The organism is Stenotrophomonas sp. Y6 (genome assembly GCF_022436665.1).
In the GTDB taxonomy this organism is placed as follows: domain Bacteria; phylum Pseudomonadota; class Gammaproteobacteria; order Xanthomonadales; family Xanthomonadaceae; genus Stenotrophomonas; species Stenotrophomonas acidaminiphila_A.
In genome coordinates this window covers 61,595-78,269 of sequence record NZ_JAKUKB010000009.1, presented here as the reverse complement: position 1 = coordinate 78,269, position 16,675 = coordinate 61,595, and the positions used below count along the sequence as shown (strand labels likewise).

The window sequence follows — 16,675 nt, the reverse complement described above, 5'->3', positions numbered from 1 at the left end:
ATCGGCTGTAACGGAAAAGCCCCGCGAACGCGGGGCTTTTTCGTGGCGGGTGCAGCCGGCGCGCTCAGCCTTCCAGCGGCGTCAGCAGCTTCGGCCCGCCACCGCGGCCGGCCATGTAGATGCCACCGTTGGCCAGTGCGTCCGAGCCGTTCTCCCAGTCCTCGTCGCTGATCCATGGCGCGCGTTCGCGCGGTCCGGGAATGTAGGCCTGCCACGTACCGTACTCGTCCGGCATCGGCTGGGACCTGTCGAGCATCGCGTACTGCACCGGCACGCGCACGTTCCAGTGCGGCGCGTCCGCGTCCTCGCCTTCGACCGGAACGCGGAACTCCCACTTGCGCGCCGCGGCCAGCGCATTGCCGCCCAGCACCTGGCGGAACCGGCGCATCTGGCCTTCGCTGGCCACCACGGTCATGTTGACCTGTTCCACGTATGCATCCTCGACGCGGCCATCGCGCCCGACCCTGACGACCAAGTAGACATTGCCCTGCGCCCCCACCTCGTACATCGAACGCGGGTAGCTTGGCGGCGTCATCTTCAAGGCGGTGACCGCGCTCCTGCTTTGCGGATCGTAGGCCTCGAAAGTGGCGCTGCGGATGGCCACCTGGGTGCCGCCGTCTTCCAGCCTCTTGCCGACCAGGCGCAGCATCAACGGCGAACGCGCGGCGACCGGCTTGCCGTCGCGGACCACCGGCACGAAGGTCCAGCCCATCACCGAGCTGCGCACGAAACGGGACAGCTCCGCGCTCAGCCGGTCCTGCTGGTCCAGCCGCACCGCTTCCACGCTGCCATCGAGCGCGATGTCGATCTGCCCGGACAACTGCATGGCCATCTCGGCCTGCTTGCGCACGGCCCCGGGCCCGGCGGCCGACGCGGCAACGGCCACCAACAGCAACGCGGCCAGCACGGCCCCGCGACGCAACGACGTCAGCATGACGCTCTCCCTGCCCTCCATGTCCAGGACGCGACTGTAGCGCTTCCGGCGGCGATGTTCACGCCAGCCGCAGTGCGCGTGGGTAGGGCGGGGTATCGGGAAACTCGCCGCGGGCGAAGGCGGCCTGCAGGCCACGCCACCAGCGCGGATCGAACAGTTCCCCGTGCGCCTCGCGCACCGCCTCCATCAGCGGCCGCGGCAGGCCCATGAACAACGGGAAGCGCTCGGGAAATACGTCGTTGGGCGCGACGTGGAACCACGGCTCGGCGGCCAGGGCTTCGGCGGCATCGCGTGGCTGCGGCCACTCGCGGAACGTGCAGTCGCTGACCCGGCACAGCTCGTCGTAGTCGTAGAACACCACGCGGCCGTGGCGCGAGACGCCGAAGTTCTTCAGCAGCATGTCGCCGGGGAAGATGTCGTTGCGCGCCATGTCGGTGATGGCCTGCGCATAGTCGAGCGCCGCCGCGCGCGCGGCCTGCGGGGTCTGTTCGCGCAGGTACAGGTTGAGCGGGCGGAACCGCCGCTGCACGTAGCACAGCGATATCACCAGGTCATCGCCCTCGACCCGCACGCTGCGCGCGCAGCTCTCCAGCAGCTCCTGGCGCAGCGCCGGGGCGAAGCGCGCCAGCGGGAAGCGCAGGTGGCGGTACGGCTGCGCATCCAGCAGCCGGCCGATGCGGTCCAGGTTGAACACCAGCGCGTAGCGGTCCTCCACGTCCTGGCGGCTGACTGTCTTGGGCCAGGCGAAGCGGTCGCGGATCAGCTTGAACACCAGCGGGTAGCTGGGCAGGGTGAACACCGCCATCACCATGCCCGGGGTGCCCTCCGCCGGTACCAGGCGCTCGTCCGGATGCTGCTGGAAGTGGCGGAAGAAGGTGCGGTAGCGCTCGGTCTTGCCCTGCTTGGCGCGGCCCAGCACGGTGTAGATCTCGTCCACCGGCTTGCCGGGCAGCAGGCTGCGCAGGAACACCACCGCATCGGCGACGGTGGGCAGGTCGGCCTGGAAATAGCTGCGCGACACGCCGAACAGGTGGGCCACGTCGCGGCGCCGGCTCAGCACCGCCTCCGCGCGCAGGCCGTCGTCGCCATCGTTGACCAGCGCGATCACGCAGGGCGAGAAGCGGTGCTCGCCGAACACGCGCCCCACCAGGTAGGCGCGGCGCTCGCGGTAGAACACGGTATCGAGCAGCTCGATGGCGCGCACCGGGTTCGGCCCCCAGTGCGCCAGGTCGTCCTGCAGGCGCACGGCGATGGCCGCGGCGCAGCGCAGGCGGTGCCGGTAGGGCACGTCGAAACGGTAGTCGGCCAGCACGCGCTCGAAGGCCTCGGCCGGGCGCGCCTCCGAAACGGTATAGACATGGCGCGCCACCGGATGGGTGATGGCATCGGACGGCTCGATCTCCAGAGCCATGAACTCGATGGCATCGTCCACCCCGCGGGTGGCGAACAGGCGCCGGGTCAGGGTGTTGTAGAAGGTCTTGTACAGCTCGCCGTCGATCTGTCCTTCCACCAGCGTGGCGAAGGCGGTGCGTACCCGGGCCCACGCATCGCGGCCGGGCCGGCTGCCCGCGATCGCCTGCAGGCGCGCCATGCACTCGCCGACGCACAGGTCGTAGAGCGCGATGCGCTCGACCGCATCCTGGCGCGCCGCCGCCCAGTCGCGCTGCTCGAAGCGCCCGCGCGCGCGCCGGGTGATGGCAGCGAAGCGGGCGTGGTAGTCCTCGAAGCCGTCGCGGATGCAGCGGGCGATGGCGTGGGCGGATTCGGTGGCAGGCATCGGCAGTGGAGAGTCGGGGGCGCCGACCACCACCCTACCGCACCGCGCCAGCGCGCGTGTCCCGGCCACCGCCGCGCAGGCAACCGGGGTGCCCGCAGCGTTGCGGGGATGCGCGGCACCATGAAGCACGAAGCCCGCATCGCGCGGCGATGCGGGCTTCGGCTCAAACGGCCGTGGCGGCTGCGATCAGAGCGCGGCCAGCGCGGCGTTGAGGGTCGCGCTCGGGCGCATCGCGCGGCTGGTCCTGCCCAGGTCCGGGCGGTAGTAGCCGCCGATGTCCACGGCCTTGCCCTGCACCGCGACCAGCTCCTCGACGATCTTCTGCTCGTTGTCGGCCAGCGCCCGGGCCAGCGGCGCGAACCTGGCCTTCAGCGCGGCGTCCTCGTCCTGCGCGGCCAGCGCCTGCGCCCAGTACATGGCCAGGTAGAAGTGGCTGCCGCGGTTGTCGATGGTGCCGAGCTTGCGGCCCGGCGAGCGGTCGTTGTCGAGGAACATGCCGTTGGCCTGGTCCAGCGCCTTGGCCAGCACCGCGGCGGCGGTGTTGTCGTAGCGCTGGGCCAGGTGTTCCAGCGAGGCGGCCAGGGCCAGGAACTCGCCCAGCGAATCCCAGCGCAGGTAGTCCTCCTCGACGAACTGCTGCACGTGCTTGGGTGCCGAACCGCCGGCGCCGGTCTCGAACAGGCCGCCACCGGCCATCAGCGGCACGATCGACAGCATCTTGGCGCTGGTGCCCAGCTCCAGGATCGGGAACAGGTCGGTCAGGTAGTCGCGCAGCACGTTGCCGGTCACCGAGATGGTGTCCTGGCCCTTGCGGATGCGCTCCAGCGAGAACTTCGTCGCTTCCACCGGTGACAGGATGCGGATGTCCAGGCCCTGGGTATCGTGGTCCTTCAGGTACTTCTCGACCTTGGCGATCACCTGCGCGTCATGCGCGCGGTTGGCGTCCAGCCAGAACACGGCCGGGGTGTTGCTCAGCCGCGCGCGGCTGACGGCCAGCTTGACCCAGTCCTGGATCGGCGCGTCCTTGGTCTGGCACATGCGCCAGATGTCACCGGCCTCGACCCTGTGCTCGAACACCAGGTTGCCGGCGTCGTCGCTGACGCGCACGGTGCCGTCGGCCGGGATCTGGAAGGTCTTGTCGTGGCTGCCGTACTCCTCGGCCTTCTGCGCCATCAGCCCGACGTTGGGCACGCTGCCCATGGTCGCCGGGTCGAACGCGCCATGCGCCTTGCAGTCCTCGATCACCGCCTGGTAGACGCCGGCGTAGCAGCGGTCCGGGATCAGCGCCTTGGTGTCCTGCAGCTTGCCCTCGGCGTTCCACATGCGGCCGGAGTCGCGGATCATCGCCGGCATCGAGGCGTCGACGATCACGTCGCTGGGCACGTGCAGGTTGGTGATGCCCTTGTCGGAGTTGACCATCGCCACCGCCGGGCGCCTGGCGTACTCGGCGGCGATGTCGGCCTTGATCGCCTCCTGGGTGGCTTCCGGCAGCGACGGCAGCCGCGCGTACAGGTCGCCGATGCCGTTGTTCGGGTCGAAGCCGGCCTGCCTGAGCTCGGCGGCGTACTTGCCCAGCACGTCCTTGTAGAACTCCTCGACCACCACGCCGAACATGATCGGGTCGGAGACCTTCATCATGGTCGCCTTCAGGTGCAGCGAGAACAGCACGCCCTGGGCGCGGGCGTCGGCGATCTGCGCGGCGACGAACGCGGCCAGCGCGCGGCGCGACATCACCGAGGCATCGACGATCTCGCCGGCCTTGACCGCGGTCTTCTCCTTGAGCACCACGGTCCGGCCATCGTCCTGCACCAGCTCGATCTTCAGGCTGCCGGCGGCGGCCAGCGTGGCCGACTTCTCGCTGCCGTAGAAATCACCGTCGTCCATGTGCGCCACGTGCGACTTCGAGTCGCTGCTCCACGCGCCCATGCGGTGCGGGTGCTTGCGCGCGTAGTTCTTGACCGACAGCGGTGCACGGCGGTCCGAGTTGCCTTCGCGCAGCACCGGGTTCACCGCACTGCCCTTGACCTTGTCGTAGCGCGCCTTGATGTCGCGGGCGACATCGTCGGCCGGCGCGTCCGGGTAGTTCGGCAGCGCGTAGCCCTGGTCCTGCAGCTCCTTGATCGCGGCCTTGAGCTGCGGCACCGAGGCGCTGATGTTGGGCAGCTTGATGATGTTGGCTTCCGGCCGGGTCGCCAGCTCGCCGAGCTCGGCCAGGTCGTCGCTGATCTTCTGCCCGTCCTGCAGGTAGTCCGGGAACTGCGACAGGATGCGGCCGGAAAGCGAGATGTCGCGGGTCTCCACCGCGATGCCGGCGGTGGTGGCATACGCATCGATGATCGGCAGCAGCGACTGCGTCGCCAGGAACGGGGCTTCGTCGGTGAGCGTGTAGATGATCTTCGGCGTATCGGACATGGGGGATGGTTTCCGTCGGAAGTAAATGCGGGTAGTCAGCACTGCATTGTCGCGCGTCGCGACGGTTCGGGCAAAACGGGCCGGTACGGTTGCGGCAGTGCGCCGCCGCGCCGGCGCATGGCATCGGCGCATGTGGCGGGCATCAGGCGGACGCGTGTCGGCGCGGCGCGGGCGCGCAGCGACGCCGACGCCGCGCTGGCACGGCCACCGCGCATGCGGCCATAAAAAAGGGCGCAGTCCTGCGACTGCGCCCATGGCCTGCACCTGTCGGGAGAGAGGGGCGACAGGTGATGCCGCTTGCTACTTCACTTCGAACTCCTGGGTGGTGCCAGCCGGCTGGCCGTCCAGGGTCACGTCCGCGCGGTATTTGCCGGCGGGCCATGCGCTTGCCTTGCTGAATTCGACGTTGGTGGTCTCGGCACCGGTGGCGGTGAGCGTTGCGGTCTGCTCGCCGGCCACCTGCCCGTCCTGGTAGGTGAGCTTCACGCCGAGGGTGGCGTTGGTCGCGGCGCCGTCGGTCTTCACCGACACGATGATCTTGTCCTTGCCGCCGATCATGGCCACCGGCGCCACCGACTTGTCCGCCGCCGCGGTGGTGCCGACGGTGACCGAGGTGACACTGACCGCCGGTGCGGCCGCCGGCGGCGGTGCCGGTTCACTCATCGGCGCCGGCGCCGGGGTGCTTTCCATCGGCGGCGGCGCGGTCTCTTCCTGCTTCTTGCAGCCGGCCACGGCCAGGGTGCCGGCCAGGGTGATCATCAGGACACTGCTGAGCGAAATCTTCTTCATGGGATGCTCCGGAATGGGAGGAAAAGGCACCGGGCCTGGCGGCCTCAACCCTGGCGCGGGGGAATCGTCAGGGTCTGCCCGGGAAAGATCTTGTCGGGGTCGGAAAGCACGTCGCGGTTGGCCTCGAAGATCTGCTTCCAGGCATTGGCATCACCCAGCAGGTGCTTGGCGATGCGCGACAGGCTGTCGCCCTTCTGCACGGTGTACTGCTGCCCGCCGGCGATCTGCGCGGTGGAATCCACCCGCGCGGTCACATCGGAAAAATCAGCCTTCGGCGCGACGGTGGCGGTGCTGTCCACCGTGGACGTCACGTCCGAAAAATCGGCCTTCTTGTCATTGCTCATCGGGTCGTTCCTCCTCGGCTGGGTGCCACCATTGCACCGGCCGCGTTAAGGAACCATCGCGCCGGCGTAAAGCCGGCGTGTACCCGGTGCGGGCGGCCCGGCCTACTGGCGCGGGTCGCGCAACGGCCGGTGGCCGGCGGCCAGGTCCGGGGTCGACCGGCGCGGGTTGATGTCCAGCCCGCCGCGGCGCGTGTAGCGCGCCTCCACGTCCAGCGAATGGCAGCCGCAGTGGTGCATCAGGTCGAGGAAGATCCGCTCCACGCACTGCTCGTGGAACTCGGCGTGGTCGCGGTAGCTGACCAGGTAGCGCAGCAGGCCGCCGCGGTCGATCCGCGGGCCCGCGTAGCGGATGCTGATGCTGGCCCAGTCGGGCTGGCCGGTGACCGGGCAATTGGACTTGAGCAGTGCCGAGACCAGTGTCTCGGCGACGGCCTCGCCGGCATCGGCATGCAGGAAGCCGGCCTGCGGCGGACCATAGTGGTCGATGTCCAGGTCCAGGCCATCGATGCTGTGGCCTTCGGCGTCGGCCACCGGCGGCAGCCCGAACTCGACCGTGACCGCGGCCCCGGCGCAGGCGGACAGGTCGGCGGCGATGCGCGCACGCACCTCGTCGGCACTGTCGAAGCGCGCCGCGTTGAGGGAGTTCAGGTAGAGCTTGAGCGACTTGGACTCGACCAGGTGCGGCGAGGCCGCCGGCACCCACAGGGTCGCGGTCGCCACGCACGGCTTGCCGCGCCTGTCCAGCCAGCCCAGCTCATAGACATGCCAGCGGTCCTGGCCGACGAACGGCAAGGCGGCATCCAGGCCGATCGCGGCGCGGGCGGTGGCGCGCGGGATCGGGAACAGCAGGCCCGGGTCGTACTGCGAGGGATAGGCGACCTCGCGGCCGAGGCTGGAATCGTGGGGGGTATTCATGCGCGGATTGTAGGGGGTGCCGGGTGAGCCCTGCCTGCACCCCGCATCGCCGCCGGTGCCAGCGCCGCCGGGCGCTGGCCGGGAGGCCGGGCCGCAGCTGCCTTCCCGGGGGCACACAGGCGCGCGCGTCACCGGGCCAGGGCCCGGCGCCACGGCCAGGCGGGCGGCGGCTGTGCGGCCGCCCGCCGTTGCCGGTACCCGCCGCGGCTCAGCCCCGGGCGCCGTGCAGGTAGTCCAGCGACACCTGCAGCAGCGCGCGCAGGCCGACGTCCAGCGCCGTCTCGTCGAGCAGGAACTTCGGCGAGTGGTTGCTGGGCGCGGTGGCCGGATCGATGCCCTGCCCGGTCGAGCCGACGAAGAAGAACATCGCCGGCACCTGCTGCGCGTACAGCGAGAAGTCCTCCGAGCCCATCTGCAGCGGCGGCTCGTAGACATTGTCCTTGCCGACCACGGCCTGCAGGCTGGGCAGCATGCGCGCGGTCAACGCCGGATCGTTGACCGTGGCCGGGTTGCCGTCCTTCTCGTAGATGTCGGTGGTGGCGCTGGCGCCGTGCGCGGCCGCGGTGTGCTCGGCGACGCTGCGCAGGTCGGCGAAGATCTGCCGGCGCATGTCCGGGTCGAAGGTGCGGATGGTGCCGACCATCTCCACCGCGTCGGGGATGATGTTGTAGCGGATGCCGCCCTTGATCGCGCCGAAGGTGAGCACCGCCGGCTGTTTGGACAGGTTGGCGCGGCGGCTGACGATGGTCTGCGCGGTGCCGATCAGGTCGGAGGCGGCGACGATCGGGTCGATGCCGTTCCACGGCGCCGAGCCGTGGGTCTGGCGGCCGTTGACGGTGATGGCGAAGCGGTCCGACGCGGCCATCAGCGGGCCGCCACGCACGGCGATCTGCCCGGCCTGGACGCTGGAGAACACATGCAGGCCGAACACCGCCTCCGGCTTGAAGTCCTTGAACAGCCCTTCCTTGAGCATCAGTTCGGCACCGCCCTGCTCCGGCGGCGGCGCGCCCTCCTCGGCCGGCTGGAAGATCAGCATCACTTCGCCGGGCAGCGTGTCGCGCATCGCCACCAGCGCGTCGGCCACGCCGAGCAGGGTGGCGGTGTGGGCGTCGTGGCCGCAGGCGTGCATCACCCCGACCTTCTCGCCGCGGTACTCGGCGGTGGCGGTGGACGCGAACGGCAGCCCGGTCTGCTCGGTCACCGGCAGTGCGTCCATGTCCGCGCGCAGGGCGATCTTGGGGCCCGGCAGGCCGCCCTTGATGACCGCGACCACGCCGTGCACGGCCACCCCGGTCTTCGGCTGCAGGCCCATCGCGCGCAGGCGTTCGGCGACCTTGGCGGCGGTGCGCGCTTCGCGGTTGGACAGCTCCGGATGCTGGTGGAAGTCGCGGCGCCACTCCACCACCTGCTGCTGCAGGCGCGCGGCGGCGGCCGCGACCTCGGGGCGCTGGGCATCGCCGGCCAGCGCGGCCGCAGGGGCCAGGGCGCACGCCAGCGCGGTCAACACAACGGTCTTGCGGATCATCCAGGCATTCCTCGTCGGCAATCGAGAGGTGAATGTAGGGCAAACGAACCGGGGCGACGAGTGTCAACCGATGCCGCGCGGAACCGTTCACCCCCCTTGCCGGTCAGAGCGCGTGGCCCATCGGTCATGCAGCCGCTGTCATGGCCCGGCGTTATGCTCTGCGCCGTTGTGCCCGCCCCTTCGCCCATCGGTTCCTCGGGAGTTTTTGCATGTCGCGTTTCTGGAAGATCGTGCTGCTCGTCATCGCCGTCCTGCTGGTGGCGGGAATCGGCTACCGGATGATGGGGGGCGGCAAGCAGGCCGGCGGCGCGGCACCAACCGCGGGCGGCCCGGGAGGCCGGGGCGGCGGCGACAAGGCACGCGATCCGGTGCCGGTCACCGCGGTGGCGGCCGAACGCAGGAACGTGCCGGTGTATGTCACCGCGCAGGGCACGGTGGCCGCCTACAACACGGTCACGGTCAGCCCGCAGGTGGGGGGCGAGCTGCTGAGCGTGGACTTCAAGGAAGGGCAGACGGTGAAGAAGGGCGACCTGCTCGCCCGGATCGACCCGCGCACCTTCCAGGCCCAGTACGACCAGGCCATCGCCAGCCAGCGCCAGAACCAGGCCCTGCTGGCGACCGCCCAGTCCAACTACGAACGCTCCAATTCCGAGGCCTACCGCCAGTACGTGGCGCAGACCGACCTGACCACCCTGCGCAACCAGGTCGCGCAGTACCAGGCCGCGGTGGCGGCGGCCCAGGCCAGCGCCAACCAGAGCAGGGTGCAGCTGGGCTACACCCGCATCGTCTCGCCGATCGACGGCGTGGCTGGCATCCGCGCGGTCGACCCCGGCAACGTGGTCAGCGCCGGTACGGCGATCGTCACCCTGACCCAGCTGCAGCCGATCTACGTGCTGTTCAACCTGCCCGAGCAGCAGTTGGAGGCGGTGCGCGCGGCGCAGGGCAAGGGACCGCTGGAAGCCGCGACGCTGGACCGCGCCGGCGGCAGCGTGGTCAACGCCGACGGCAGGCTGCAGGTGGTGGACAACCAGATCAGCGCCAGCAGCGGCACCTTCCGCCTGCGCGCCGAGTTCCCCAACGCCGACCAGGCGCTGTGGCCGGGCCAGTTCGTCAACGTGCGCATGAAGCTCGACGAGCTGCCCGACGCGGTGGTGGTGCCGGCCGAAGCGGTGCAGCGCAGCAGCACCGGCGACTTCGTCTACCTGATCAAGCCGGACAACACCGTCACCCTGCGCGAGGTGGTGCAGGGCGGCCAGGTCGACGACAGCCACGTGGTCATCAGCAAGGGCCTGCAGCCGGGCGACAAGGTGGTGACCGAAGGCCAGTTCCGGCTCAAGGAAGGCGTCGCGGTCAATCCGCTGCAGCCGGGGCAGGCGCCGCCGGCACCGACCGAGGCGCAGCTCAAGGCCGCCAGCGAGAAGCGCGGCGGCGGCGGCCGGGGCGGTCGTGGCCCGCGTTGAGGCGCGGCCGCTGCCTGCCGCGCGCGACGGCGCGGCGCGGGCACCGGCTCCATATGCACGCGTGAACACCCGGTGCGGTGCACGCGACGCGCGCGGCCGGAGCTGGGGCAGGCACTGACCGCCCCGCGCCGCGCACACTCTCACCACAGGAATCGACCGTGGGCTTCTCGACTCTCTTCATCCGCCGCCCCATCGCCACCTCGCTGCTGATGGTCGGGCTGATGCTGCTCGGCATCCTTGGCTACCAGCGCCTGCCGGTTTCGGCCCTGCCCGAGATCGAAGCACCCAGCCTGGTGGTGACCACGCAGTACCCCGGCGCCAGCGCGCAGACCATGGCCTCGCTGGTGACCACGCCGCTGGAGCGGCAGCTGGGCCAGATCTCCGGCCTGGACCTGATGACTTCCGACTCCTCGGCCGGCCTGTCCACGATCGTGCTGCAGTTCTCGATGGAGCGCGACATCGACACCGCCGCCCAGGACGTGCAGGCGGCGATCCGCCAGGCCACCCTGCCCGGCTCGCTGCCGTACCAGCCGGTCTACAACCGGGTAAATCCGGCCGACGCGCCGATCCTGACCCTCAAGCTGGCCTCGGACACGCGCCCGCTGCGCGAGGTCAACGACCTGGCCGACTCGGTGCTGGCGCAGCGCCTGTCGCAGGTGGACGGCGTCGGCCTGGTGTCGATCGCCGGCAACGTGCGCCCGGCCGTGCGCATCCAGGCCAACCCGGCGCAGCTGGCCAACATGGGCATGACCCTGGAAGACCTGCGCAGCGCGCTGACCCAGGCCAACGTCAACGCGCCCAAGGGCTCGCTCAACGGCAAGACCCAGAGCTACACGCTGTCCACCAACGACCAGCTCAGCGACGCGGCCGACTACAACGACATCATCGTGCGCTACCGCAACGGCGCGCCGGTGCGGCTGCGCGACGTGGCCAGCGTGGTCGACGGGGTGGAGAACGACCAGATCGCGGCTTGGGCCGACGGCAAGCCGGCGGTGCTGCTGGAAGTGCGGCGCCAGCCCGGCGCCAACATCGTCAAGACCGTGGAGAGCATCCGCCAGATTCTGCCCGGCCTGCAGGGCATGTTGCCGGCGGACGTGAAGCTGGACGTGTTCTCCGACCGCACCGTCACCATCCGCGCCTCGGTGCACGACGTGCAGTTCACCCTCATCCTGACCATCTGCCTGGTGGTGGCGGTGATCTTCGTGTTCCTGCGCCGGCTGTGGGCAACGGTGATCCCCTCGGTGGCGGTGCCGCTGTCGCTGCTGGGCACCTTCGGGGTGATGGCCTTCGCCGGCATGTCGCTGGACAACCTGTCGCTGATGGCGCTGACCGTGGCCACCGGCTTCGTGGTCGACGACGCGATCGTGATGATCGAGAACATCGTGCGCTACATCGAGCAGGGCAAGGACGGCCAGGATGCCGCCGAAACCGGCGCCAGGGAGATCGGCTTCACCGTGCTGTCGCTGACCGTGTCGCTGATCGCGGTGTTCCTGCCGCTGATCCTGATGCCCGGCGTCACCGGCCGCCTGTTCCACGAGTTCGCCTGGGTGCTGTCGATCGCGGTGGCGATCTCGATGCTGATCTCGCTGACGCTCACCCCGATGATGTGCGCCTACCTGCTCAAGCCCGACGCGCTGCCCGAGGGCGACGATGCCCACGAGCGCGCCGCCGCGCAGGGCAAGGTGACGGCGTGGTCGCGGCTGGTGCACCTGTACGAATCCAGCCTGGATTGGGTGCTGCGCCACCAGCGCATGACCCTGGGCATCGCCCTGGGCTCGGTGGTACTGACCGTGCTGCTGTACATCGCCATTCCCAAGGGCCTGCTGCCCGACCAGGACACCGGCATGATCACCGGCGTGGTGATCGCCGACCAGAACGTGGCCTTCGAGCAGATGCAGCAGCGCACCCAGGCGGTGGCCGAGGCGTTGCGCCAGGACGCGGCGGTGACCGGCGTGGCCGCCTACATCGGCGCCGGCTCGATGAACCCCACGCTCAACCAGGGCCAGCTGAACATCGTGCTCAAGGATCGCGGCGAGCGCGGCAGCCTGGACACGATCCTGCCGCGGCTGCAGGCCGCCGCCGCGCACATCCCCGGCGTCGCGCTGTACCTCAAGCCGGTGCAGGACGTGACCCTGGACACGCGCGTGGCCGCCACCGCCTACCAGTTCTCGCTGTCGGACATGGACAGCCGGGAGTTGGCCGAGCAGGCCGCGCGCGTCACCGACGCGCTGCGCCGCCTGCCGGAGCTGGCCGACGTCGACAACAACCTGGCCGACCACGGCCGCGCCCTGCACGTGGAAGTGGACCGCGACAAGGCCAGCCGCTACGGCGTGCCGATGCAGACCATCGACGACACCCTGTACGACGCCTACGGCCAGCGCCAGATCTCCACCATCTTCACCCAGCTCAACCAGTACCGCGTGGTGCTGGAGGTGGCGCCGGAGTTCCGCACCGCCGACGCGCTGATGAACCAGCTGGCGATCGGCAGCAACGGCAGCGGCGCGCTCACCGGCAGCAACGCCACCACCCTGGGCCAGGTCAGCTCCAGCAACTCCTCCACCGCCACCGGCATCGGCAACAGCAACACCGGCATCGCGCTGGGCGCCGGCGGCAGCATTCCGCTGTCGGCCATCGCCACCGCCACCCCGGGCACCGCGCCACTGGTCGTCAGCCACCAGCAGCAGCTGCCGTCGGCGACGATCTCGTTCAACCTGGCCCCGGGCTATTCGCTGTCCGAAGGCGTGGCGGCGATCAACAAGGCCGTGGCCGCGCTGCAGCTGCCGCCGCAGATGCAGGCGCAGTTCGTCGGCACCGCGGCCGAGTTCTCCAGCAGCCAGACCGACGTGGTGATGCTGCTGCTGGCCGCCATCGCGGTGATCTACATCGTGCTCGGCGTGCTCTACGAGAGCTGGATCCATCCGCTGACCATCATCTCCACCCTGCCGCCGGCCGGGGTCGGCGCGCTGCTGGCGCTGTACCTGTGCGGGATGAGCCTGTCGGTGGACGGCATCGTCGGCATCGTGCTGCTGATCGGCATCGTCAAGAAGAACGCGATCATGATGATCGACTTCGCGCTGGACGCGCAGCGCGCCGGCATGAACGCCTTCGATGCGATCCGCCGCGCCTGCCTGCTGCGCTTCCGCCCGATCATGATGACCACCGCCGCGGCCATGCTCGGCGCGCTGCCACTGGCGCTGGGCACCGGCATCGGCTCGGAGCTGCGGCGCCCGCTGGGCGTGGCCATCGTCGGTGGCCTGCTGCTGTCGCAGCTGGTCACGCTGTACACCACGCCGGTGATCTACCTGTACTTCGAGCGGTTCTCCGAGTGGGCCGCGCGGCGCCGCGAGCAGCGCGCGGCCGCACGCCTGCAGGCCGCCGGCAAGCGCACGGCATGAACATCTCCGCGCCCTTCATCAAGCGCCCGATCGGCATCAGCCTGCTGGCCATCGGCCTGTTCTTCGCCGGCCTGCTCTGCTACCTGCGGCTGGGCGTGGCGGCGCTGCCGAACCTGTCGATCCCGGTGATCTTCGTGCAGGCCAGCAACATCGGCGCCGACGCCGACACCATGGCCGCCACCGTCACCGCGCCGCTGGAACGCCACCTCGGCCAGGTGCCGGGCATCAGCACCATGCGCTCGAGCAGCAGCGACGGGCGCAGCATGGTGTTCCTGATGTTCGACACCAGCCGCGATATCGACGCCGCCGCGCAGGACGTGCAGGCGGCGATCAACGCCGCCATGGCCGACCTGCCGGCCGGCATCAACACGCCCACCTACCAGAAGGCCAACCCCAACGACGACCCGGTGATCGCGCTGTCGCTGACCTCGGACACGCAGTCGGTCGCGCAGCTCTACAACCTGGCCGATTCGCTGCTGGCGCAGCGCCTGCGCCAGTTGCCGGGGGTATCGCAGGTGGACATCGCCGGCGCCTCGACCCCGGCGGTGCGCGTGGACCTGAACCTGCGCGCGATGAACGCGCTGGGGCTGAGCCCGGACGACCTGCGCAACGCCATGCGCGCGGCCAACGTGGCCTCGCCGCTGGGCTTCCTCGACGACGGCCGCAGCCAGACCGCCATCGTCCTCAACGACCAGGTACGCAGGGCCGCCGATTTCGCCAACATCGCCATTGCCAGCCACGACGGCGCGGTGGTGCGGCTGAAGGACATCGCCACCGTCTACGACGGTCAGCAGGACGCGTTCCAGGCGGCCTGGTTCAACGGCAAGCGCGGCGTGCTGATGTACGTGTACCTGCGCAGCGGCGCCAACCTGGTGGCGACCGTGGACCGGGTCAAGGCGGAAATGCCGGCGCTGTCCAGCCATCTCGATGCCGGCACCACGCTCACCCCCTACTTCGACCGCACTCCGACCATCCGCGCGTCGCTGGCCGAGGTGCAGATCACCCTGATGATCAGCCTGGCGATGGTGGTGCTGACCATGGCGCTGTTCCTGCGCCGGCTGGCGCCGACGCTGATCGCCGCGGTCACCGTGCCGCTGTCGCTGGCCGGCGCGGCGGTGGTGATGATGGTGCTGGGTTTCACCCTCAACAACCTGACCCTGCTGGCGTTGGTCATCGCCATTGGTTTCGTGGTCGACGACGCCATCGTGGTGATCGAGAACATCATGCGCCACCTGGACGCCGGCATGCCGCGCCTGCAGGCGGCGATGGCGGGTGCGCGCGAGATCGGCTTCACCATCGTCTCCATCACCGCCTCGCTGGTGGCGGTGTTCCTGCCGATCATCTTCGCCCAGGGCATGCTCGGCGCGTTCTTCCGCGAGTTCACCCTGACCCTGGTGGCGGCGATCATGGTGTCGGCGCTGGTGTCGCTGACCCTGACCCCGGCGCTGTGCGCGCGCTTCCTGCAGCCGCACGCGGCGCACGTGCGCGAATCGCGCATGCACCGCCTGCTCGACCGCGTGCACGGCGGCATGCTGAAGGTGTACACGGTGGCGCTGGATTTCTCGCTGCGCCATGCGCTGCTGCTGGCGCTCACCCCGCTGCTGCTGATCGTGGCCACGTTCTACCTGGCCGGCGCGGTCGGCAAGGGCAACTTCCCCGAGCAGGACACCGGCCTGATCTGGGGCCGCGCCAGCTCCAGCGCCACGGTGTCGTTCGCCGAGATGAGCCAGCGGCAGCGGCGCCTGAGCGACATGTTCCTGGCCGACCCGGCGGTGAAGATGGTCGGCTCGCGGCTGGGTTCCAGCCGCCAGGGCAGCAGCGCGCAGTTCAACATCGAGCTCAGGACCATGGCCGAGGGCCGACGCGAGCCGACCAGCCTGGTGGTGGCCCGGCTCAGCGCCAAGGCGGCGCAGTTCCCGGACCTGGACGTGCGCCTGCGCGCCATCCAGGACCTGCCGTCCGACGGCGGCGGCGGTGGCGGCCAGGGCGCGCAGAACCGCGTCACCCTGCAGGGCAACGATGCCGCGCAACTGGCCGAATGGCTGCCCAAGCTGGTCGAGGTGCTGAAGCAGAACCCGAAGCTGCGCGACGTCGGCTCGGACGTGGACAAGGGCGGGCTGATGCAGAAGATCGTCATCGACCGCGAGAAGGCCTCGCGCCTGGGCGTAAGCATCGGCGCGATCGACGGCGCGCTGTACGGCGCCTTCGGCCAGCGCCAGATCTCCACCATCTACGCCGATCTCAACCAGTACGGCGTGGTGGTCAACGCGCTGCCGGAACAGACCGGCAGCCCGGCGGCCATCGACGACGTGTACGTGCGCTCCAGCAGCGGGCAGATGATCCCGCTGACCGCCTTCGCCCACCAGGAACCCGGGCTGGCGCCGTCGCAGGTGACCCACCAGAACCAGTACACGGTGATGGACCTGAGCTACAACCTGGCGCCCGGGGTCAGCAGTGGCGAAGGCGACGCCATCGTCAAGGCCGCCATCGACGGCCTGCGCATGCCCGGTGACATCCGCCAGGCCGAACCCGGCGGCTTCCGCCAGGCGCTGGACCCGGCGGCGATGCTGATGCTGATCATCGCCGCCATCGCCACCGTCTACATCGTGCTGGGCATGCTGTACGAGAACCTGGTGCACCCGGTGACGATCCTGTCCACCCTGCCGGCCGCCGGCATGGGCGCGCTGCTGGCGTTGTGGGTGACCAACACCGACCTGTCGGTGATCTCGACCATCGCCCTAGTGCTGCTGATCGGCATCGTCAAGAAGAACGCGATCATGATGATCGACTTCGCCCTGGTGGCGCAGCGCGAACACGGCAGGTCGCCGGCCGAAGCGGTGCGCGAGGCCAGCATCGTGCGCTTCCGCCCGATCATGATGACCACGATGGTCGCGATCCTGGCGGCGCTGCCGCTGGCGATCGGCCTGGGCGAAGGCTCGGAACTGCGCCGCCCGCTGGGCATCGCGATGATCGGCGGCCTGCTGATCTCGCAGAGCCTGACCCTGCTCAGCACCCCGGCGCTGTACGTGATCTTCTCCTGCCTGCAGCAGCACTGGCGCGGCTGGCGCGCACGCCGCCGCGAGCGCAAGGGCCAGCGGCGGGTCGCACGGGCCTGATCGTCTCC

At 70.0% G+C, this 16,675-nt stretch carries 10 protein-coding genes; 3 read left to right on the top strand and 7 right to left on the bottom strand.

Translation table 11 applies throughout. From position 1 onward, the window contains the following. Positions 1 to 64: 64 nt before the first annotated feature. The 7 genes from MKP15_RS11935 to MKP15_RS11905 form a co-directional block, all read right to left on the bottom strand. Entirely contained in the window at positions 65 to 934 is an 870-nt protein-coding gene (locus MKP15_RS11935; RefSeq protein WP_240212840.1) for an energy transducer TonB, read from the bottom strand. Positions 935 to 992: 58 nt separating this feature from the next. After that, on the bottom strand, positions 993 to 2,711 hold the full coding sequence (gene aceK / locus MKP15_RS11930; protein ID WP_240212839.1) for a bifunctional isocitrate dehydrogenase kinase/phosphatase: 1,719 nt from the start codon (positions 2,709 to 2,711) through the stop codon (positions 993 to 995). 186 nt (positions 2,712 to 2,897) lie between these two features. Then, complete coding sequence (locus MKP15_RS11925; protein WP_240212838.1) at positions 2,898 to 5,123, bottom strand: NADP-dependent isocitrate dehydrogenase; 2,226 nt, start codon at positions 5,121 to 5,123, stop codon at positions 2,898 to 2,900. 300 nt (positions 5,124 to 5,423) lie between these two features. Then, complete coding sequence (locus MKP15_RS11920; protein WP_240212837.1) at positions 5,424 to 5,912, bottom strand: hypothetical protein; 489 nt, start codon at positions 5,910 to 5,912, stop codon at positions 5,424 to 5,426. Positions 5,913 to 5,956: 44 nt separating this feature from the next. Then, on the bottom strand, positions 5,957 to 6,256 hold the full coding sequence (locus MKP15_RS11915) for a LysM peptidoglycan-binding domain-containing protein (protein WP_161614030.1): 300 nt from the start codon (positions 6,254 to 6,256) through the stop codon (positions 5,957 to 5,959). Between the two features lie 102 nt (positions 6,257 to 6,358). Further along, on the bottom strand, positions 6,359 to 7,171 hold the full coding sequence (gene queF, locus MKP15_RS11910) for an NADPH-dependent 7-cyano-7-deazaguanine reductase QueF (RefSeq protein WP_240212836.1): 813 nt from the start codon (positions 7,169 to 7,171) through the stop codon (positions 6,359 to 6,361). A gap of 208 nt (positions 7,172 to 7,379) precedes the next feature. Then, positions 7,380 to 8,696, bottom strand: coding sequence for an amidohydrolase (locus tag MKP15_RS11905; protein WP_240212835.1), 1,317 nt, complete (start codon positions 8,694 to 8,696; stop codon positions 7,380 to 7,382). Between the two features lie 209 nt (positions 8,697 to 8,905). Here MKP15_RS11905 and MKP15_RS11900 point away from each other — a divergent pair, with 209 nt between their 5' ends. The 3 genes from MKP15_RS11900 to MKP15_RS11890 all read left to right on the top strand — a co-directional run bounded on the left by MKP15_RS11900 (position 8,906) and on the right by MKP15_RS11890 (position 16,667). Continuing rightward, a complete protein-coding gene (locus MKP15_RS11900; protein WP_161614027.1) occupies positions 8,906 to 10,156 on the top strand; it encodes an efflux RND transporter periplasmic adaptor subunit in 1,251 nt (416 codons plus the stop codon). Between the two features lie 158 nt (positions 10,157 to 10,314). Next, positions 10,315 to 13,551, top strand: coding sequence for an efflux RND transporter permease subunit (locus MKP15_RS11895; protein WP_240212834.1), 3,237 nt, complete (start codon positions 10,315 to 10,317; stop codon positions 13,549 to 13,551). Then, the gene (locus tag MKP15_RS11890; RefSeq protein WP_161614025.1) at positions 13,548 to 16,667 is read left to right on the top strand and encodes an efflux RND transporter permease subunit; all 3,120 of its coding nucleotides are present in this window, start codon (positions 13,548 to 13,550) and stop codon (positions 16,665 to 16,667) included. The genes MKP15_RS11895 and MKP15_RS11890 overlap by 4 nt, the downstream gene beginning before the upstream one ends. Positions 16,668 to 16,675: the final 8 nt, after the last annotated feature.